Consider the following 16,177-nt stretch of genomic DNA (forward strand, 5'->3'; position numbering starts at 1 on the left):
TACCTTTTCTTATGTTCCCTGAAAATGTTTATTCTTACATTGATATCGATTACAAAAAAAATAGATAATGCCATTTCCGGTTTAGATTTGGAAATAAAAGTAAGTATAAATTTTTCCAAGCTAAAATGACAAGGCAATTACATAATTTTTATAAGTTGCTATTGAGTTGTATAGATGTTGGCATCACCCCAAACGTTGAGACTGGGAATATCCGAATCATACGAGGCTTGTCAAAAAACCAAATTGAAAATGGTATAAATTAAACCGTAATCACTGATACAGATCGATCCGTGTTAATTGTTTTTGTAGTAAAAATATTGGTTATATGTTAAAATTTAAATAATTTCTTAACTATTCAGTCTTATTTGTGTGGATATTGTTTTTATGGGTTTTAGGTTAATGATGAATATTTTTTTTTGAGTGAGCGAAGACACTACAAATTTTAGGATATTTTTAATAGTAGAAGATTCATGTTTATTTTTATTTAAATTGTTTCTGTGTTATTTGTGAATATCGTAATAATAAGGTTTGTTACTTAATTAGTAGACTTTAGAATTATTTTTTTAAGTATTTATACTTAGTTTTGGACTCGATTTAAGTATTTCTCATGTTAAATACTAAAAATTTGATAAACTTAAAACTACGTAATTATGAATACCAATGGCATGTCTACCTCATTGAGGTTATTAAATTTTAAGAGTCTTCCAATCAGAACATTTTGGATTACTTCAATAGCTTTTTTTCTATGTTTTTTTGCCTGGTTTGGTATCGTGCCTTTTATGCCGGATGTAGTAAAGGATTTGGGATTGACTCCTGACCAAAAATGGAATTCTATAATTGTTGCAGTTTCGGGAACTGTATTTGCAAGATTAATTATAGGAAAGTTATGTGATAAGTATGGACCACGTATTTGTTATACCTGGTTATTGACTTTGGGAGCCATTCCGGTTATCTTACTTGGTTTTGTTCAGACACCTTTACAATTTATTATTTGTAGACTATTTATAGGTTTTATAGGGGCATCTTTTGTAATTACACAATTTCATACTTCTATTATGTTTGCTCCCAATATTGTTGGTACTGCAAATGCAACATCAGCCGGATGGGGTAATTTAGGTGGAGGAGCAAATCGTTTGGGTATGCCATTGATTGCGGCAGCTGTTATCAGTTTTGGTGTGGCAGAGACCGAAGCCTGGAGATACAGTATGATTATTGCTGGTGTTGTTTGCTTCTTGATGGGAATTGTATATTTCTTCTTTACACAGGATACTCCTAATGGAAATTATACCGAGTTAAAAGCTACCGGAGAATTACCGCAAGCAAAAAAAGATGAGATAAGTTTTCTGAATGCTATAAAAGATTATAGAGTTTGGATATTATTCGTGGTATATGCAGCTTGTTTCGGGATGGAGCTTACCGTATATGGGACAATGGATGATTATCTTCAGAATACATTTCAGTTAGAACGTACTACGGCAGGTAATCTTGTATTATCATTCGCATTGATGAATATTTTTGCCAGAACGTTGGGTGGTTTTTTTGGTGACAAATTTGGAAAATTAAAAGGACTGCGAGGTCGAGTTTTATTTTTGGCAGTGATCTTAGGTGTTGAAGGGCTTATGCTATCTTTATTCTCTGGAATGACAGGGCTCACCTTTGGGATTATCTTTTTAGTAGGATTTAGTCTTACTGTACAGATGGCAGAAGGAGCGACTTTTTCTGTTGTTCCTTTTATAAATAGAAAAGCAATAGGTTCTATTTCTGGTATCGTAGGAGCAGGAGGAAATGTGGGAGCTTTTGTTGCAGCGATGGTCCTAAAATCAAAGTCAGCAATAGCCGAGAAAACTGCAATTGCAGAGAGTCAAGGTTTAGGACAAGAAGCAATTGATGCTGCTCAGGCTGTAGCTTCGTCAGAGGCTGTATCCAGTGGATATTTTATTATTGGAATCTTTGTGGTTTTTACAGCGATAATATCTCTGGCAATTAAATTTTCGACAGAAGATGAAAAAGCGACAGAAAAAGAAATGAAAAATATTCCTGCTTATAATTAAAATATAAAAAATAGTGTTTCAACTCTTAAAGAATCAGTAGCTTTAAGTGTTTTACCTACCAGTTATGATTTCTCATAACTGTTTTTTTTTAGTATGACTCATAGAAATCATCTTTACTTTTTCTATTTCCTAAAAAAGTGCCTCATCTGGTCAAATTTTAACTCAATTTCGGTTAAACATAAAAAGTAAAGACGCGTTCCATATTATCCAACCTGATTTCTATATAATAAAAGGTCTCTTTTTTTTGTCTAATACGATTTACAACTAAAAATTTCGCATATTCATCGTTTCTTTTTCCTTTCTACTTCGTTTAAAAAATAAACCGTAGCTATAGCTATGCTTGATTTTTTTGCCTTGCATAAAGAAAAAATAATTCAATGAATTTATACGAATTTTTTAATCACAAATCGTATAAACAGTAAATTATAGATTTTTATTTGAGCACGTTAAAACAAGATTGATGTAAAAATCATGTCAGGTCGATTTCGGTAATAAAGGAAGATTGTACCGAGAACCCTATTTTTTGCACAATAATAGAGATTTAAATGTCGGTTGGATTGCTCTGAGATAGTTTGTTGAAATGCATTAACTTGACATTGTTGTTACATTTTTACTTCGAAAACAACTAGTACTAATAATTTCCTTTCAAGTGAACACCTCAATAAAACTCGTGTGAAATCTATTCTCTTTATCATCAAAAAATAGTTGATTTTATATGTATAGTGAATTCAAAAAAGTTTATACCATTTCATTGTATCGGTTAGTAGTTTTTGAGTTTTTAAGCAGGGGGACGACACTTATAATGATTCCCATCAGGAGAGCAATATAGATCCAATTGGGCACAGGAAAGGGATCTCCTTTTGCATAGGAATGTAATCCGGAAAGGTAGTAGTTTACTCCAAAAAAAGTCATAAGGATACTGGCTAATGCAAAAAAACTACAGACGTTGTAGAGGTATATGTAATTTTTGGGAAATATAATCCGTATGTGTAGTACAAATGAGTAGATGATGACACTAATTAATGCCCAGGTTTCTTTAGGATCCCAGCCCCAATACCTTCCCCAGGATTCATTTGCCCAGATACCCCCCAGAAAAGTACCAATAGTAAGCATATACAGACCAAGAGTGCTTGTAAGTTGATTTATTGTCGTGAGTTCTTGTATAGTTTCTTGTACTTTTTTATTATCTCTAAAAATACTAATAGACATCATTATTAAGACAATCAAAGCAAGTAAAGACCCTAATGCAAGAAAACCATAACTTCCGGTAATGACTGCTACATGTATTATTAGCCAGTAGGATTTAAGTACTGGAACCAGATTAGTTATTTCGGGATTCATTAGGCTTCCATGAGCAATACCAAGTAGACACATCGCTAAGATCGAAGCTACGGCTGGAGCAAATGAATTTTTCTTTGAAAAAACTAACCCTGCCAGCACAGTTACACAGGATATAAAAACACTGGCTTCATACCCATTACTCCAAGGGGCATGCCCAGAGATATAAGATCTTAAAACAATTCCAAAAACGTGAAATAAAAAAATACCAATTAGTAAAAAAATGGTAATTCTAATCGCTTTTTTGATTTTTCTTTCTCCGTGACCAAAAATATTTATGAAACTTAAGATGAGTAATACTATTCCCAGCAAAGTATATGCGATCATAGACTTAAAAAAAACAGAATTTTTGTTAAACCACAGTTCCCAATCGACCTTAGCAGAACTTAGAATGAGCTCTTTTTCATTTTTTGTCTGGAACCCTTTCAGAAGCTCTATTGTCTCATTTGCTTTATTCCAATTTTTTATCTTGGTTGCCTGACTAAGTTGTGATAAGTAGGTGGGAATGATTTTATCAAAAAAAAGTTGATCGTCATTCTCAAATATTGTATTGATATCTGTTGGAGCAAACCATTTTTTATCAGGATCACCAGTTTTTGGAAATATCTTTAAAAATTGCCCGTTAAAAACCCCCCATACGATATTAATACGCTCATCTATTTTTATAATGTTTTTATCAAAAACACTTCTTTTTCCTGGGGCTTTGGCAAAAGCATCAGCGACTAGTTGTTTGAGCTTATAGTTTCCTTGAAAATCAAAGAATTGAGATGCTGATGTGTATCCGTTGGTGTTTATACGTAGTAGATGTCTAAGTTCTGCGATGGATTTTTTTTCAATTTTGATAAACTCAATCAGTTGCCAGGAATCTGCTTTGTATTGCATGCCTAGAAATACCTGAGTAGGGGAAAGCTTTTTTTTCTGGTGATGCTTATCAATATAGGTAAAAGAACTTTTTCCGTATATTTTACGAAGCAACTCCAGAGATAATGTATGTATGGGTTTGATTCGCCCCTGAAAATCCTGTACTTGTATTCTTGCAAAATTTTCAGCGTGGGTATCATCAATCCATTGTCGTTCTATCAATTCATAGGGCTGAAGATGATGTAGCTGCTGTGCTGAAATATGCGGTATGCATATGAATAATATCCATAAAAGCTTGTATGTGAAAAGATGTTTCATTTTAATGTTTTTAATAAAAATCCAAAATGAGAACTTTTCCATATCAGACTCAAGAGCATTCCTAATCCTAATAAACCATACCCTATATAGGTGACCAGAGTTCCCCAATAATCATTATTGACCGAGAGTATCGTCCCACTTTCATCAGGTAAATATGCAGATTGAAAAAAGCGATACCCTCTGTAATCAAGAACATTATTCATAAAAATAGTATAATTGGACAGTTTGTTTTTTTCTTGTATTTGTAAATCGCTATAAAATGCAGAAGGGCTATCAGAACCAGGGTAACGCTCTAAGGTAAAATCCTTTAAATATAGAGAGAAAGGTAGTTGAATAGGTTTTGAACCATATCGCAGACTTATATGTAAATCATTAATGAATGTGGTACTGAAAGGATTCATATATCCTCGCCCACCGAATAATGTAATTTCTTTATTTTCTTCTCCAGAACGGATCGTAAGAATAATTGCAGATTCCGGATTTTTTTCGCTCGGATTTTTTTCTGTAGAAATGATTTCGAGATATTTATTTTCTGTAATTTCCTTAAAGACAATAGGAGTGTTGTTGATAGTGCTTAATGCTTTGAATTGTATTGGAACCAAACTATCTTTTGGGTAAGAACTAGCTTTGTTTAGGAGCATTGAGAAATAATCAGTTTCTTTTGGGAAAGAAGCAAGCCATTCGTTATTTTTCTCAGTAATAAAAATATCTTTTTTTGATTTACCAGACGCATCAAAAGCAATTGGTATTCCATAAATGGTTTCTCTTGTGCCTCGTTTGATAAAAAAGTCTCTTCTTTGATCATCATCTGCAATTACAATATGTAGATATGTCTTTCCCTTAGTAGTATCTTTTAGACGGTACTGAGCTCTGGGGATATATTTTTTTAATTCTATTTTGATCTGTTTTTTGTCTAAATCAAAAGTTTCGTTAATGTGATTAAAACCCAGTTCGCTCATTAATAAGGGAGTGCTCAAAAAGCTTTGAGTTATAGCACCATTACTAGCTGTTAGTTGTAGATAGCTATCAATAGATATCATTCGGTTACTGGATTCATTTTCTTTGATCGTCATCAGTGCTTCTTGCCCTCTGTATTTAGTGATACCAGCACCTAGGATAATGATGATAAAAGCAATATGAAATAGGAAAACAGGTGCTTTATCCCAGCTAAAAAGGTTGTATTTAGCAATATTTCCTAAAAAGTTAATACCTAAAAAAAGAATGAGTATTTCAAACCACTTAGCATTATATATAAGGGCTTTTGCAGTTTCTGTACCATAATCGTTTTCTATAAATGTAGCAATTCCCATAGCTGTAGCAAAAACCAACAGCAATAATCCACTAATGCGATTAGAGAAAATTATATATAAAAGATGTGTCAAATAAAAATGTATTAAAAGTTATTTTTTCATTCCTGTTTTGACCCATTTCTTGATTACTTCGATCGCACAACTGTCAATTTTTGTTCCTTTACGATACGGCATGGCAATATAACCTTGGCTATGCGTAATAGAACCTATTAATTGCCCGCTATTCGCCATTTTTTTTAAACTTGGATAATCAAATATCTTATTTCTAGAAGCCTTCTTTTTGTAAACATCGGGTGCATGACAAGCAAAACAGTGAATTTCAATTAAACCAGAAACTTGATTGGTATAGGTTATATCATCAGGCGTATAACATGGTTTTTCAACTTTTCCGTTGCAAGAATAGTGTACTAAAAATGAAGCTAAAATGATTATTTTGATAAAGTGTATTTTTGATTTCATTTTTTATATTTTAAAAATGGTTACTTTATTACTTTTTAATCGTATTATATTTTTTTTTCATATTTAGAAATTCCTCTTCACTAAGCGGTTGGTATTTCTTTTTGTTTGAAAAGGGGTCTTCTCCACCTTTCAGGTAAGCTTGTATTTTTTCTAAGGATATGGTATCTTTGATTTTCTGAGCTACCTTATAAATATGATTTCCATGAAAATCGTGGCATTGGAGACAGGTACTCCATTGCTTATTGGCGATAAGGTCTTTATGAGGAATGTCTATTGGATCGTTTTTTACTTCCAGATCATAGTGGCAGTTCACACAAAATGTAGCATCATTAAGTACTATTCTCGTATCGTTGTGTTCTTGATGGCAGGTTTCACATTCTGTAACATTAATAGTGGCAATTGCATCCTTAAAACGTGGTTCCAGAAAACGATGTGTAGGATGTCTGTCATTGGGGCGATCATGACATTGCAGACATTTTTTATTATCTACATTTTCGGTTCCAAAATCAGCTTTTGTTTTCCGGGCGCCAAAGGTGTAAGCTATGTTAGACTGTAACTGCTGAAGCAGATTTCCTTTTGCATCTGTATGGCATGAATTACACGACAATCCTTCATGACCTGTATTGAGTGGTCCTAAGCTTAAGAAATTTTCTGATTGTTTTAGCGGAAGAATGCTGTATATGACAACTCCGATAGCAATTCCTATCAGAGAACCAATATATTGTCTTTTTCGTAAAGGATTTTTGTTTAACATAAAGAAGTTAATCTTTTAAGAAACTAATGCTTACTTTATCTGTGGTCGGGAAGCTTACACAAGTTAATATGTTGCCTTCTTCTACTTCCTGATCAGATAAAAGGTGACCGTCGATCATTTTTACCTCACCAGAAACACGTCTGGCTTTACAACTATTACACATGCCGGATCTGCAAGAGTACGGAAGCATAATATTATTAGCCATAGCAGCTTGTAGGATCGTTTTATCACCAGAAATACTTAAGGTATGTTTTTTGTCGTCCTGATAGATGGTTACAGTGCTCACAAGATCTTTGGCATCACTGGAAGTGATAAAATTACTGCTAAAAGCTTCTAGCATTATCTTTTTACGTGTGATACCTTTATGAGCTAGTATTTCTTTAGCTTTATCCATGAATCCTTGTGGACCACACATCATATACTTTCCTTCTTCATAAGGTAGTCCGCGTTTTTTTAAAATCTCATCAATCAATTCTTGATTAAGAAGATCTTGATGATAATTAGCAAGTTCTGTTTCTTTTTTTTCGAGTATATGTTCAATAGTAAGTCTGTTTGGGTACAAGCGCTCTAAATCTTCCAGCGCTTTTTTAAAAATGATAGATTGCTCATTTCTGTTAGCATATATTAAAATGATACTGGATAAAGGTTCTTTTTCTAAAACCGTTTTAATTATTGAAAATATTGGAGTTATCCCACTACCGCCGGCAAAAAGAACATACTTTAATTGTGTTTTTTTATTTGGGACTATAAAAAAACTTCCGGCGGGTTTATCAACTTCTATTTTTTGACCCGTTTTTAGTGTGTCACAGATATAATTGGAGACTATTCCTTCTTGTACTTTTTTTACAGTAATTCTTAAAAATTTATCTGATACGGGGCTGCTGCTAAAAGAGTATGCTCTTTTTTCAATTTTATCTTTAATAGGAATTTTTACCGTTAGAAATTGACCGGCTTTGTACTTAATTTTATTAAAGAGTCCTCCGTTTTTTAAAACGATACTAACGGTATCTTCTGTTTCTTGAATTATTTCTTTAACGGTTAATAACATAATTAAAGAGTTTTATTATTTGTAATAAAATACGATCCCTATATGGAAAAACATTAAAAATGTAATGATTATAGATAGCGCTACGTGAGTAATCATCCAGGACTGAAAAATCCAATCTTTCTGACTTTTTATGATATCAAGATTAATAGTACCTAAAATCATATTAATAAAAAATATGTAGGATAGTAATGCCAGGTATCCATATCCAAATTCCATTGCATGTACATAAAAAAATAAGGGAGAGGTAATGCCCACCCATTTGTGTAAAGAAGTAAATCGTACAGCATATATCCTTAATCTTTTAAAAGCTCTGGTTATGGTGAGTATCCATTGAAATATAATAAACGCTCCAACAAATACTCCGGACCAACGCTTATAATTCTCATCAAGTTGCAATTCATAGAGCCATTGCCATCTAAGTTCTAGAAGATACTGAACGATGAATACGGTAAATATAGTAAATCCTATAATTAAAAAGTTATACTCTTTTTTCACAATATATGATGATTGTTTTTTTAGTTAGCTGCCAATCCCTCAGTTTCCTTGTCCTCAGTTACATTATCTGCGAGAAGTAACTTTTCCAAGCTTTTGTAAGAGGTTAGTTTTCTAACACTGTCAACAAATGTTTCTGCAGTAGGTAGGTAAAAACCCTTAGAAGGCCATTTGTTTCCAATAGTTGGTTTTGTGCTATCAATTTTAAATTCTGAAATTTCCTTTAGATATGCATTATAGATTGCTTTTGTTCCGTTTCTATAAGCGTTGATAACACCGATAGCTTCTTTATAAGACAATGAGTCCGATGGATATTGCCAGGTAGTAGCTCCCATAACATCACCAAGCTTCCAGTCTGTTTTAGTTGTGTTTTCGTGGTCATTATGGCAATTGACACAAGGAGCTGCAACTGCTAAGTCTGCAAACATTGAAGTATATAATTTTTGATCTTCTTCAAAAAAGTGTTGTGGCTCTTGGGTGGCTTTTATCTTTTTAAAAAGAGCTGCCTGTTTTCCTTGAAACTTATTAGAAGCATTGATAGGAAAATCCGATCCCAGATATAGCCCTAATGGAATATCACTCTTTCTTATATCAGAAGAGATTCCCCTTAAAAATAAGGCAGGTAAAGGCCCTGCTTCTACATCGTCATCTTGCCAGTCTTCATCAAATTTTAACCCTTGTTTTTTTCCTGCACCCACAATCCCTTTAGTATAGAGAGTGCGGGTAATATCATTTTCTTCAGCAATTAATGTCAGTATTTCTGCTACGGCAAATACTTTATCAGAGGCTGCAGTAGATGGAGTCTCTTCTGGGACTCCTCCACAAGATTGTAGTGCAATAGAGATTATAGCCACTAACAAGAAAAATACTCTTTTTGTTTTCAGGTAATTCATAACGATTTGATTTTATTGATCTTTTTTTAAAAAATTCAGTAATGCTTAAAAATTATGCAACATTTTCATAAGCAGCCGTCTTCATTACCGTAGCCATTACATTATAAGTATCTGCCCAGGCTGTTTTTACTTCTTCAGTAAAATCCTCACCAAGTCCGGCAGCAAGTGTATCTAGTAATGCCGCTCCAACAGTATCATAGTGAGAAGCCTCTACTTTGTATTCTACATGCCTTTTTCCTAAATTTTCTAATATAGGAATGAGTTTGTCTAAATTATTAAGCCCAGCAACAGCAGATGATAACATTGTCATCAATTTATTGCCTTGACCTTTCATTGCTTCTGTATTACTTGCTGGGAATAAACTTTTAAGAGCAGGATCTAGTTCAAAAAGTTTATTATAAAAAATTTCTGCTGCTGTTTCTGCGATTGGGGCAACTTTGGCAAAGGAGTTTTGTACTAATTCGATTGTCTTTTTTTCCATGATTCCAAATTATTAGTTTTACGTTAATAATAAGTATTAATACTTAATTTTGAACCAAATATATTTGAATTTGACTTCAATTACAAATAGTGAATATTCAGTTAAAATGAATTATAGCCCTTTTTAAATCAACAAAATATGGTTTCATTGATAATAATAATTGTTTTTTAATAAATTACTTGACTATTTGATAATATTAACGATTTTAATGGTGGAGACTCGTAAAAATAAGTATTTTCAGATATTTTTTAAAAACCTTAAAAATTTTAGTTTCTACTAGATCTTAACTATAAGAATAACACTTAGCTATCATTATGTTTCCTGTTTTAACTTTCAGGTTTTGTGTTTTTTTTAGCTTTAACCCCCTTTGTATAGTGAGTTTTACGAGTTTTGTTCTTTTGAATATTGATGAGTCAAAGTGCTGTTTTATTTCGAATTCTTCTTTTTACAAGTATTCTTTTATGGATTTCGTAATTAACTTTATTATTTCATTAGTTATTATATTTAGAATGTATTTTTTTAAGTAATAATACTTAATTTTGAAAAATGTAAACTGGTATTCAAGAATAGTATATGACAGCATTGAAATCTTATAAAACTACCTGTTCGTATTGCGGTGTGGGTTGCGGTATTTTAGCTAAAAAAGATGTGAAAGGAGTAATTACGGTAGAAGGAGATCCCGATCATCCTGTAAATAAAGGAATGTTATGTTCCAAGGGGATGAATCTGCATCACGTGGTTCAGGACAAGAGTGATCGAATTTTATATCCCGAAATGAGATGGAGTAAAGGGCATGAACGTCAGCGTGTATCTTGGGATCAGGCGATGGATAGAGCAACAGCTGTTTTTAATACCATTATAAAGAAATACGGCCCTGATAGTGTTGGATTCTATGTTTCGGGACAATGCCTGACAGAAGAATACTACCTGGTCAATAAATTATCTAAAGGTTTCATAGGTACTAATAATCTAGATACAAATTCCAGGTTATGTATGAGTTCTGCTGTAGTTGGATATAAACAAGCTGTAGGAGAAGATAGTGTCCCTATTGCGTATGAAGATATTGAGCTAGCTGATTGTTTTATGATTGCCGGAGCTAATCCAGCCTGGTGTCACCCGATTTTGTTCAGAAGAATTGAAGCGCATAAAGAACAAAACCCTAATACTAAAATTATTGTAGTTGATCCCAGAAAAACTCAATCTTGTGATATTGCTGATTTACATTTACAAATTGTACCAGGTACTGATGTTGTATTATATAATGCAATAGCAAAACGTTTGATTGACAGAAAGAAAATAGATAAAAACTTTATAGTAAATCACACAGATAATTATGAAGATCTTAAAGCATCATTAAGTAAAACATCTTTAAGTGAAGCAGCAAATATTTGTGGAGTAGAAGTTGCTGATATAAAAAAAGCGGTATCGTATATAAGTAATGCCAAAGGTTTTATAACACTTTGGGCAATGGGATTGAATCAGAGCTCTATTGGGGTAAATAAAAATAATGCATTACTAAATTTATCTTTACTTACCGGACATATTGGTAAACCAGGTTCTGGACCATTTTCATTAACAGGACAGCCTAATGCCATGGGCGGTAGAGAAGTAGGAGGTATGGCGAACCTATTAGCGGCGCATCGAGATTTGAATAATGAAGAACATAGAAGAGAAGTTGCTAATTTCTGGGGGGGTAAAGAAATATCCGGTAAACCAGGATTAACCGCTACAGAAATGTTTGATGCCTTAGAAAGTGGAAAACTAAAGGCGGTTTGGATCATTTGCACCAATCCACTGGTAAGTCTTCCTAATGCAAATAAGGTAGAAAAAGCATTAAAGAATGCTAAATTTGTAATTGTTCAGGATATTTCACATCGTTCAGAAACATTAGAATATGCAGATTTGGTATTCCCCGCTGCTGGTTGGGCAGAGAAAGAAGGGACAATGACTAATAGCGAACGACGTATTACGTATCTCAATAAGGTTGTCGAACCGCCGGGTGAAGCACTTCCAGATGTAGAAATTTTATGGAGATTTGCTCAGAGAATGGGCTACAGGGGATTTGATTATACCGCTGCAGAAGAAGTTTACAAAGAACATTGTGTGTTGACAAAAGGGACAAATATTGATATTTCAGGTTTGACCTATGATCGATTAAAAATAGAAGGAAGTTTTCAGTGGCCAGTTCCGGATGCAAACCACTCCGGGACACCGCGTTTGTTTGGAGATAAACAATTCTACACAGATACTGGGAATGCAAAATTTGTAGTTCCCAGATTTACCAAACCAACATCAGAATTGCTGTCTACTAAACACCCGTTAATATTAACGACAGGAAGAGTTCGTGATCAATGGCATACCAGAACAAAAACTGGCAAAGTAAACAGGTTGTTAACCCATATTCCACATCCATTTCTTGAAATCAATCAAGTAGACGCTTTTTTACGAAAACTAAAAGATGGAGATGTTGCGGTCGTAGAGAGCAAGAGAGGAAAAGTGCAGGTAAAAGTAAAAGTATGTGATACTATAGGAAAAGGTGTTGTGTTTTTGCCAATGCATTGGGGAAAAGTATTAGGTAATGATTATGGTAGAGCAAATAACCTGACTACCAGTATTATTGATCCTATATCAAAAGAACCAGATTTTAAATTTTCTGCTGTTGAAGTTTCAAAATTTGTAAAACCAAAACAGAAAATATGTGTCATAGGAGCTGGTACAGCAGCCTATCGATTTATACAAACGTATAGAGAGTATAATACAGAAGATGAAATTAAGGTTTTTTCTAAAGAACCTTACCCATTTTATAATCGTGTATTGTTACCAGAATATGTTAGTGAAGAATTAACCTGGGAGCAGTTGCAGAAGATGAGAGAAGGAAGTATGGAGTCTCTCAGTGTAACTTTGTCGATAAGTAATCCTGTAGAGGAAATCAATCGGCAAGAGAAATATATCATAGATAGTAAAGGAGATAAACACGAGTATGATATTGTTTTGATGGCTACAGGAAGTCGTGCATTTGTGCCCAAAGAAGTGCCGATCCATTTACCAGGAAGATTTACAATGCGTGATCGAGGAGATGCAGATAAATTGAAAACATATTTGGATCAAACAGGACTACCAGAAAACCAGCAACATGTTGCTATTGTGGGAGGAGGATTACTAGGATTAGAACTAGCGGCAGCATTGCGTAAAAAAGGGGTGAAAATCACTATTGTACAAAGAGGGAATCGATTAATGGAGCGTCAGCTTGATATTGTAGCGAGTAGGCTCCTGGCAGAAGATGTTCGCGAGAAAGGAATTCAGATTCATTTTGATAATGAGGTAGATACAGTGTTTAACCAAGAGTCTAGTTCTTTATTAGTAAACCTAAAATCCGGAAAGTCTTTTACTTGTAATGCCGTGGTATATTCTATAGGAACAATTCCTAATATAGATTTAGCAAAAGCAATTGGTGTCGATTGTCGACGAGGTATTTTGGTAAATCAGTATTTGCAATCTAGTGATCCTAGTATTTTTGCTGTTGGAGAAATTGCAGAATTCGAAGGGAATTTATATGGTATTACAGCAGCAGCAGAACAGCAGGCAGATATTGTAGCAAAATATTTATTAGGAGATTTTAGTGCGATTTATAGAGGGTCTGTATTTATGAATATATTAAAATTCGAAGATCTAGACTTGTGTAGTATTGGTAATATTGATATGCCGGGAAATGATCCTTCTTATGAAGAAGTTATTTTTATGGATGTTGGAAAACGCTTTTATAAAAAATGTATTGTAAAAAATGATTGGCTGGTAGGAGCAATTCTTATGGGGGACAAGAGTGAATTTGCAGATTTTAAAAGATTGATAGAGGAGAAGATCGAATTATCCGAGAAAAGGGATGAATTATTAAGATCTTCGAAGCCTGGTGAACCAGTATTAGGTAAATTAATTTGTTCTTGTAGTCAGGTAGGAGAAGGGAATCTTATAGACGCTATAAAATCCGGATGTGAAGATTTTTCAGAACTATGTGTCAAAACCGGAGCAGGATTAGGATGTGGTAGTTGTAAGCCCGAGGTAAAAGAAGTGTTAAACAGTGTAATGCAATTAGCTTAGTTATGGAAGAGTTTATGCACAGAGTAAATATTAAAGGAGGAATATTATCTCCTAGTGAATTACAGCGAATCATAAATGAGGCTTTGGCTTTAGAATTGGATACATTTCATTTTGGATCCAGACAGGATGTTATCTTTCCTGATAAAAATGAAAAAAATAATGTGGTTGCAGAGCATACATCTTTTAATCCGTCTTTTTTTTCACCAGAAACAGAACAAAATATCAGTTGCTCTTATGTTTCTATAGATATTTTTAATTCTACCGTTTGGCTAAGAGGAACTACTTATTTATACATTCTTGAAGAGTTTAGGTATAAGCCTACCTTAAAGATTAATATAGTAGATCCACAACAGCAGATGGTATCGCTATTTTATGGAGACCTTAACTTTATAGCCTCTGATCATGAAGATTATTGGTATCTGTTTTTGAGGTTGCCAGGATGGGAAGAGGTATTTTACCCAGTATTAATATTTACCTGGGATATTGCTAAAGTTGCTCAGGAGATTGAAAAAATTTATCAAAAAGTAGCGGATGTAGAGGAACTTTTTCAATTTCTTAATGAAAATATAGACACTAATAACAGAGTTATAGAAAAACCATTACGAGTTTATTTTAAGCCATTTCCATATTATGAAGGTATGAATAAGATGGGGATCAATCAATATTGGTTGGGGTTATACTGGAGAAATAATAAGTATGATCTTAAATTTCTTAAAACACTTTGCGAATTTTGTATAGAATATCGAATCGGAAAAATATGTCTGACACCCTGGAAATCCTTTGTTATAAAAGGTATTCCTAAAGATTGTAAATTAGTATTAGAAAAGCTTTTGGGGCAATTTGGTATTAATGTTCGTCATTCTGCACTAGAATTAAACTGGCATTTACCTGTAGGAAATCAAAGAGCACTGGATCTAAAGAAGTTTCTGGTCATGAATTTTGATCAAAATGATATTAGTACATATGGGATGACTTTTACTATAAATATGGCAAATAATAAAACGAGATATTTTACTTCTGTGGTAATAGAAGAAAATAAAACTCCAGAAGCCATAAAGGATTTTGTAGTAAGACCTACATACAATGTTTTATACGCTAATAATTTTGATCCTAATAGTAGAATTTATAAGGTATATGCCCAGGATATTGATCAAATGGATCTACCTGGTGTTTTATTAGAGCTTACTAAGACCTATTTTCAGAATTTAGGAGAGATGTCAGATGATAATTTTGAAGGAATTTCTTCCAAAAAGGAAAAAATTGAAATTGAAGTATATCAATGTAGTGAATGCCAGACAGTCTATGACCCTTCTATTGGGGATGAAATATCGGGAATACCTATAGGTACTGAGTTTTTAGATTTGCCAGAGGTATATGAATGTGCTCTTTGTGGAGCGTCTAAAGATTATTTTCAGAAAATGATCTTAGAAGTAGTTTAAAAGCCTTGACAAGCAAATTATAAAAGAAAAAAACCTTTTGATTTTTTATGTGATTTAGTCATTATGAAAATTTCTATTAGGTATTCTAATATCTTCTTGTACATACATATCTACAATTGTTCTTACTTTACTAGAAAATTGAGCGTGCCTGTATTGCAATTGTAATGTGTCTTTAGTCAAATAAGTAATCTGAAAATAGGTATAGTTTTTCTCAATTCCCATTAATTCAGGGAGTTGTTCGCTTTTTAATTTAATGAAATAGTGACCTTCTTTGTTTTGAATAATACTCCAGTTTGCTATTAGGGAATCTCCACAATTATGTTGCTCTCCATTATTATCCTTCATGGTCATATCCGGCAAGTATGTGGCTCTATACGAAAGAAAACAACCTGCCATATTCATTCTATGGCCATCATTATATCGCTTGGCAATTTTCCAGATTTTCCCTTTATCCCCAGCTAGAAGTAGCATCGTATTTTCAGGAATTTGATAAGGTTCTTTCTTGGATGGAGTACAAGAAAAGAATAGTAAAAAGAGTAGTAGCGGTACTACAAGATGTAAACTTTTCATTTCTTAGTTTTTTAGTAAAACAGGTAATCAAAAATTATTCCTATTACCGGCTAGTTAATCTCTTAATT

Annotated in this window: 12 protein-coding genes; 3 read left to right on the plus strand and 9 right to left on the minus strand. The window is 33.3% G+C overall.

The genetic code is table 11. The features are described from left to right. The first annotated feature begins 650 nt into the window (after positions 1-650). Positions 651-2,051 carry an MFS transporter gene (locus tag F0000_RS00715; RefSeq protein ID WP_149622773.1) on the plus strand — a complete coding sequence of 467 codons (1,401 nt, stop codon included), beginning with the start codon at positions 651-653 and terminating at the stop codon, positions 2,049-2,051. A 738-nt stretch (positions 2,052-2,789) separates the two neighbouring features. On the opposite strand, the gene F0000_RS00720 is transcribed toward F0000_RS00715, so the two are convergent. The 8 genes from F0000_RS00720 to F0000_RS00755 are packed head-to-tail and all read right to left on the minus strand — an operon-like array spanning position 2,790 to position 10,005. Further along, positions 2,790-4,568, minus strand: a complete 1,779-nt coding sequence (locus F0000_RS00720) for a cytochrome c biogenesis protein (RefSeq protein ID WP_149622774.1) — start codon at positions 4,566-4,568, stop codon at positions 2,790-2,792. After that, entirely contained in the window at positions 4,565-5,950 is a 1,386-nt protein-coding gene (locus tag F0000_RS00725; protein WP_255452582.1) for a cytochrome c biogenesis protein ResB, read from the minus strand. Before F0000_RS00725 ends, F0000_RS00720 begins: the two co-directional genes overlap by 4 nt. A gap of 18 nt (positions 5,951-5,968) precedes the next feature. Continuing rightward, complete coding sequence (locus F0000_RS00730; RefSeq protein ID WP_149622775.1) at positions 5,969-6,337, minus strand: hypothetical protein; 369 nt, start codon at positions 6,335-6,337, stop codon at positions 5,969-5,971. 28 nt (positions 6,338-6,365) lie between these two features. Beyond that, a complete protein-coding gene (locus F0000_RS00735; RefSeq protein WP_149622776.1) occupies positions 6,366-7,091 on the minus strand; it encodes a cytochrome c3 family protein in 726 nt (241 codons plus the stop codon). 7 nt (positions 7,092-7,098) lie between these two features. Beyond that, entirely contained in the window at positions 7,099-8,139 is a 1,041-nt protein-coding gene (locus F0000_RS00740; RefSeq protein ID WP_149622777.1) for a ferredoxin--NADP reductase, read from the minus strand. 15 nt (positions 8,140-8,154) lie between these two features. Beyond that, positions 8,155-8,634 (minus strand): hypothetical protein, encoded by a 480-nt coding sequence (locus F0000_RS00745; RefSeq protein WP_149622778.1) that lies wholly within the window; start codon positions 8,632-8,634, stop codon positions 8,155-8,157. A gap of 20 nt (positions 8,635-8,654) precedes the next feature. Then, entirely contained in the window at positions 8,655-9,524 is an 870-nt protein-coding gene (locus tag F0000_RS00750; protein WP_149622779.1) for a DUF3365 domain-containing protein, read from the minus strand. Between the two features lie 52 nt (positions 9,525-9,576). Then, the gene (locus F0000_RS00755; protein ID WP_149622780.1) at positions 9,577-10,005 is read right to left on the minus strand and encodes a globin family protein; all 429 of its coding nucleotides are present in this window, start codon (positions 10,003-10,005) and stop codon (positions 9,577-9,579) included. 573 nt (positions 10,006-10,578) lie between these two features. Here F0000_RS00755 and F0000_RS00760 point away from each other — a divergent pair. Beyond that, the gene (locus tag F0000_RS00760; protein WP_149622781.1) at positions 10,579-14,100 is read left to right on the plus strand and encodes a nitrate reductase; all 3,522 of its coding nucleotides are present in this window, start codon (positions 10,579-10,581) and stop codon (positions 14,098-14,100) included. 2 nt (positions 14,101-14,102) lie between these two features. After that, positions 14,103-15,539, plus strand: coding sequence for a rubredoxin (locus tag F0000_RS00765; RefSeq protein ID WP_149622782.1), 1,437 nt, complete (start codon positions 14,103-14,105; stop codon positions 15,537-15,539). Positions 15,540-15,593: 54 nt separating this feature from the next. Here the strand turns inward: F0000_RS00765 and F0000_RS00770 are convergent, their stop codons facing one another. Then, on the minus strand, positions 15,594-16,109 hold the full coding sequence (locus tag F0000_RS00770) for a lipocalin family protein (protein WP_149622783.1): 516 nt from the start codon (positions 16,107-16,109) through the stop codon (positions 15,594-15,596). Positions 16,110-16,177: the final 68 nt, after the last annotated feature.

The sequence above is a fragment of the Aquimarina sp. RZ0 genome, from assembly GCF_008370685.1.
Classification (GTDB): domain Bacteria; phylum Bacteroidota; class Bacteroidia; order Flavobacteriales; family Flavobacteriaceae; genus Aquimarina.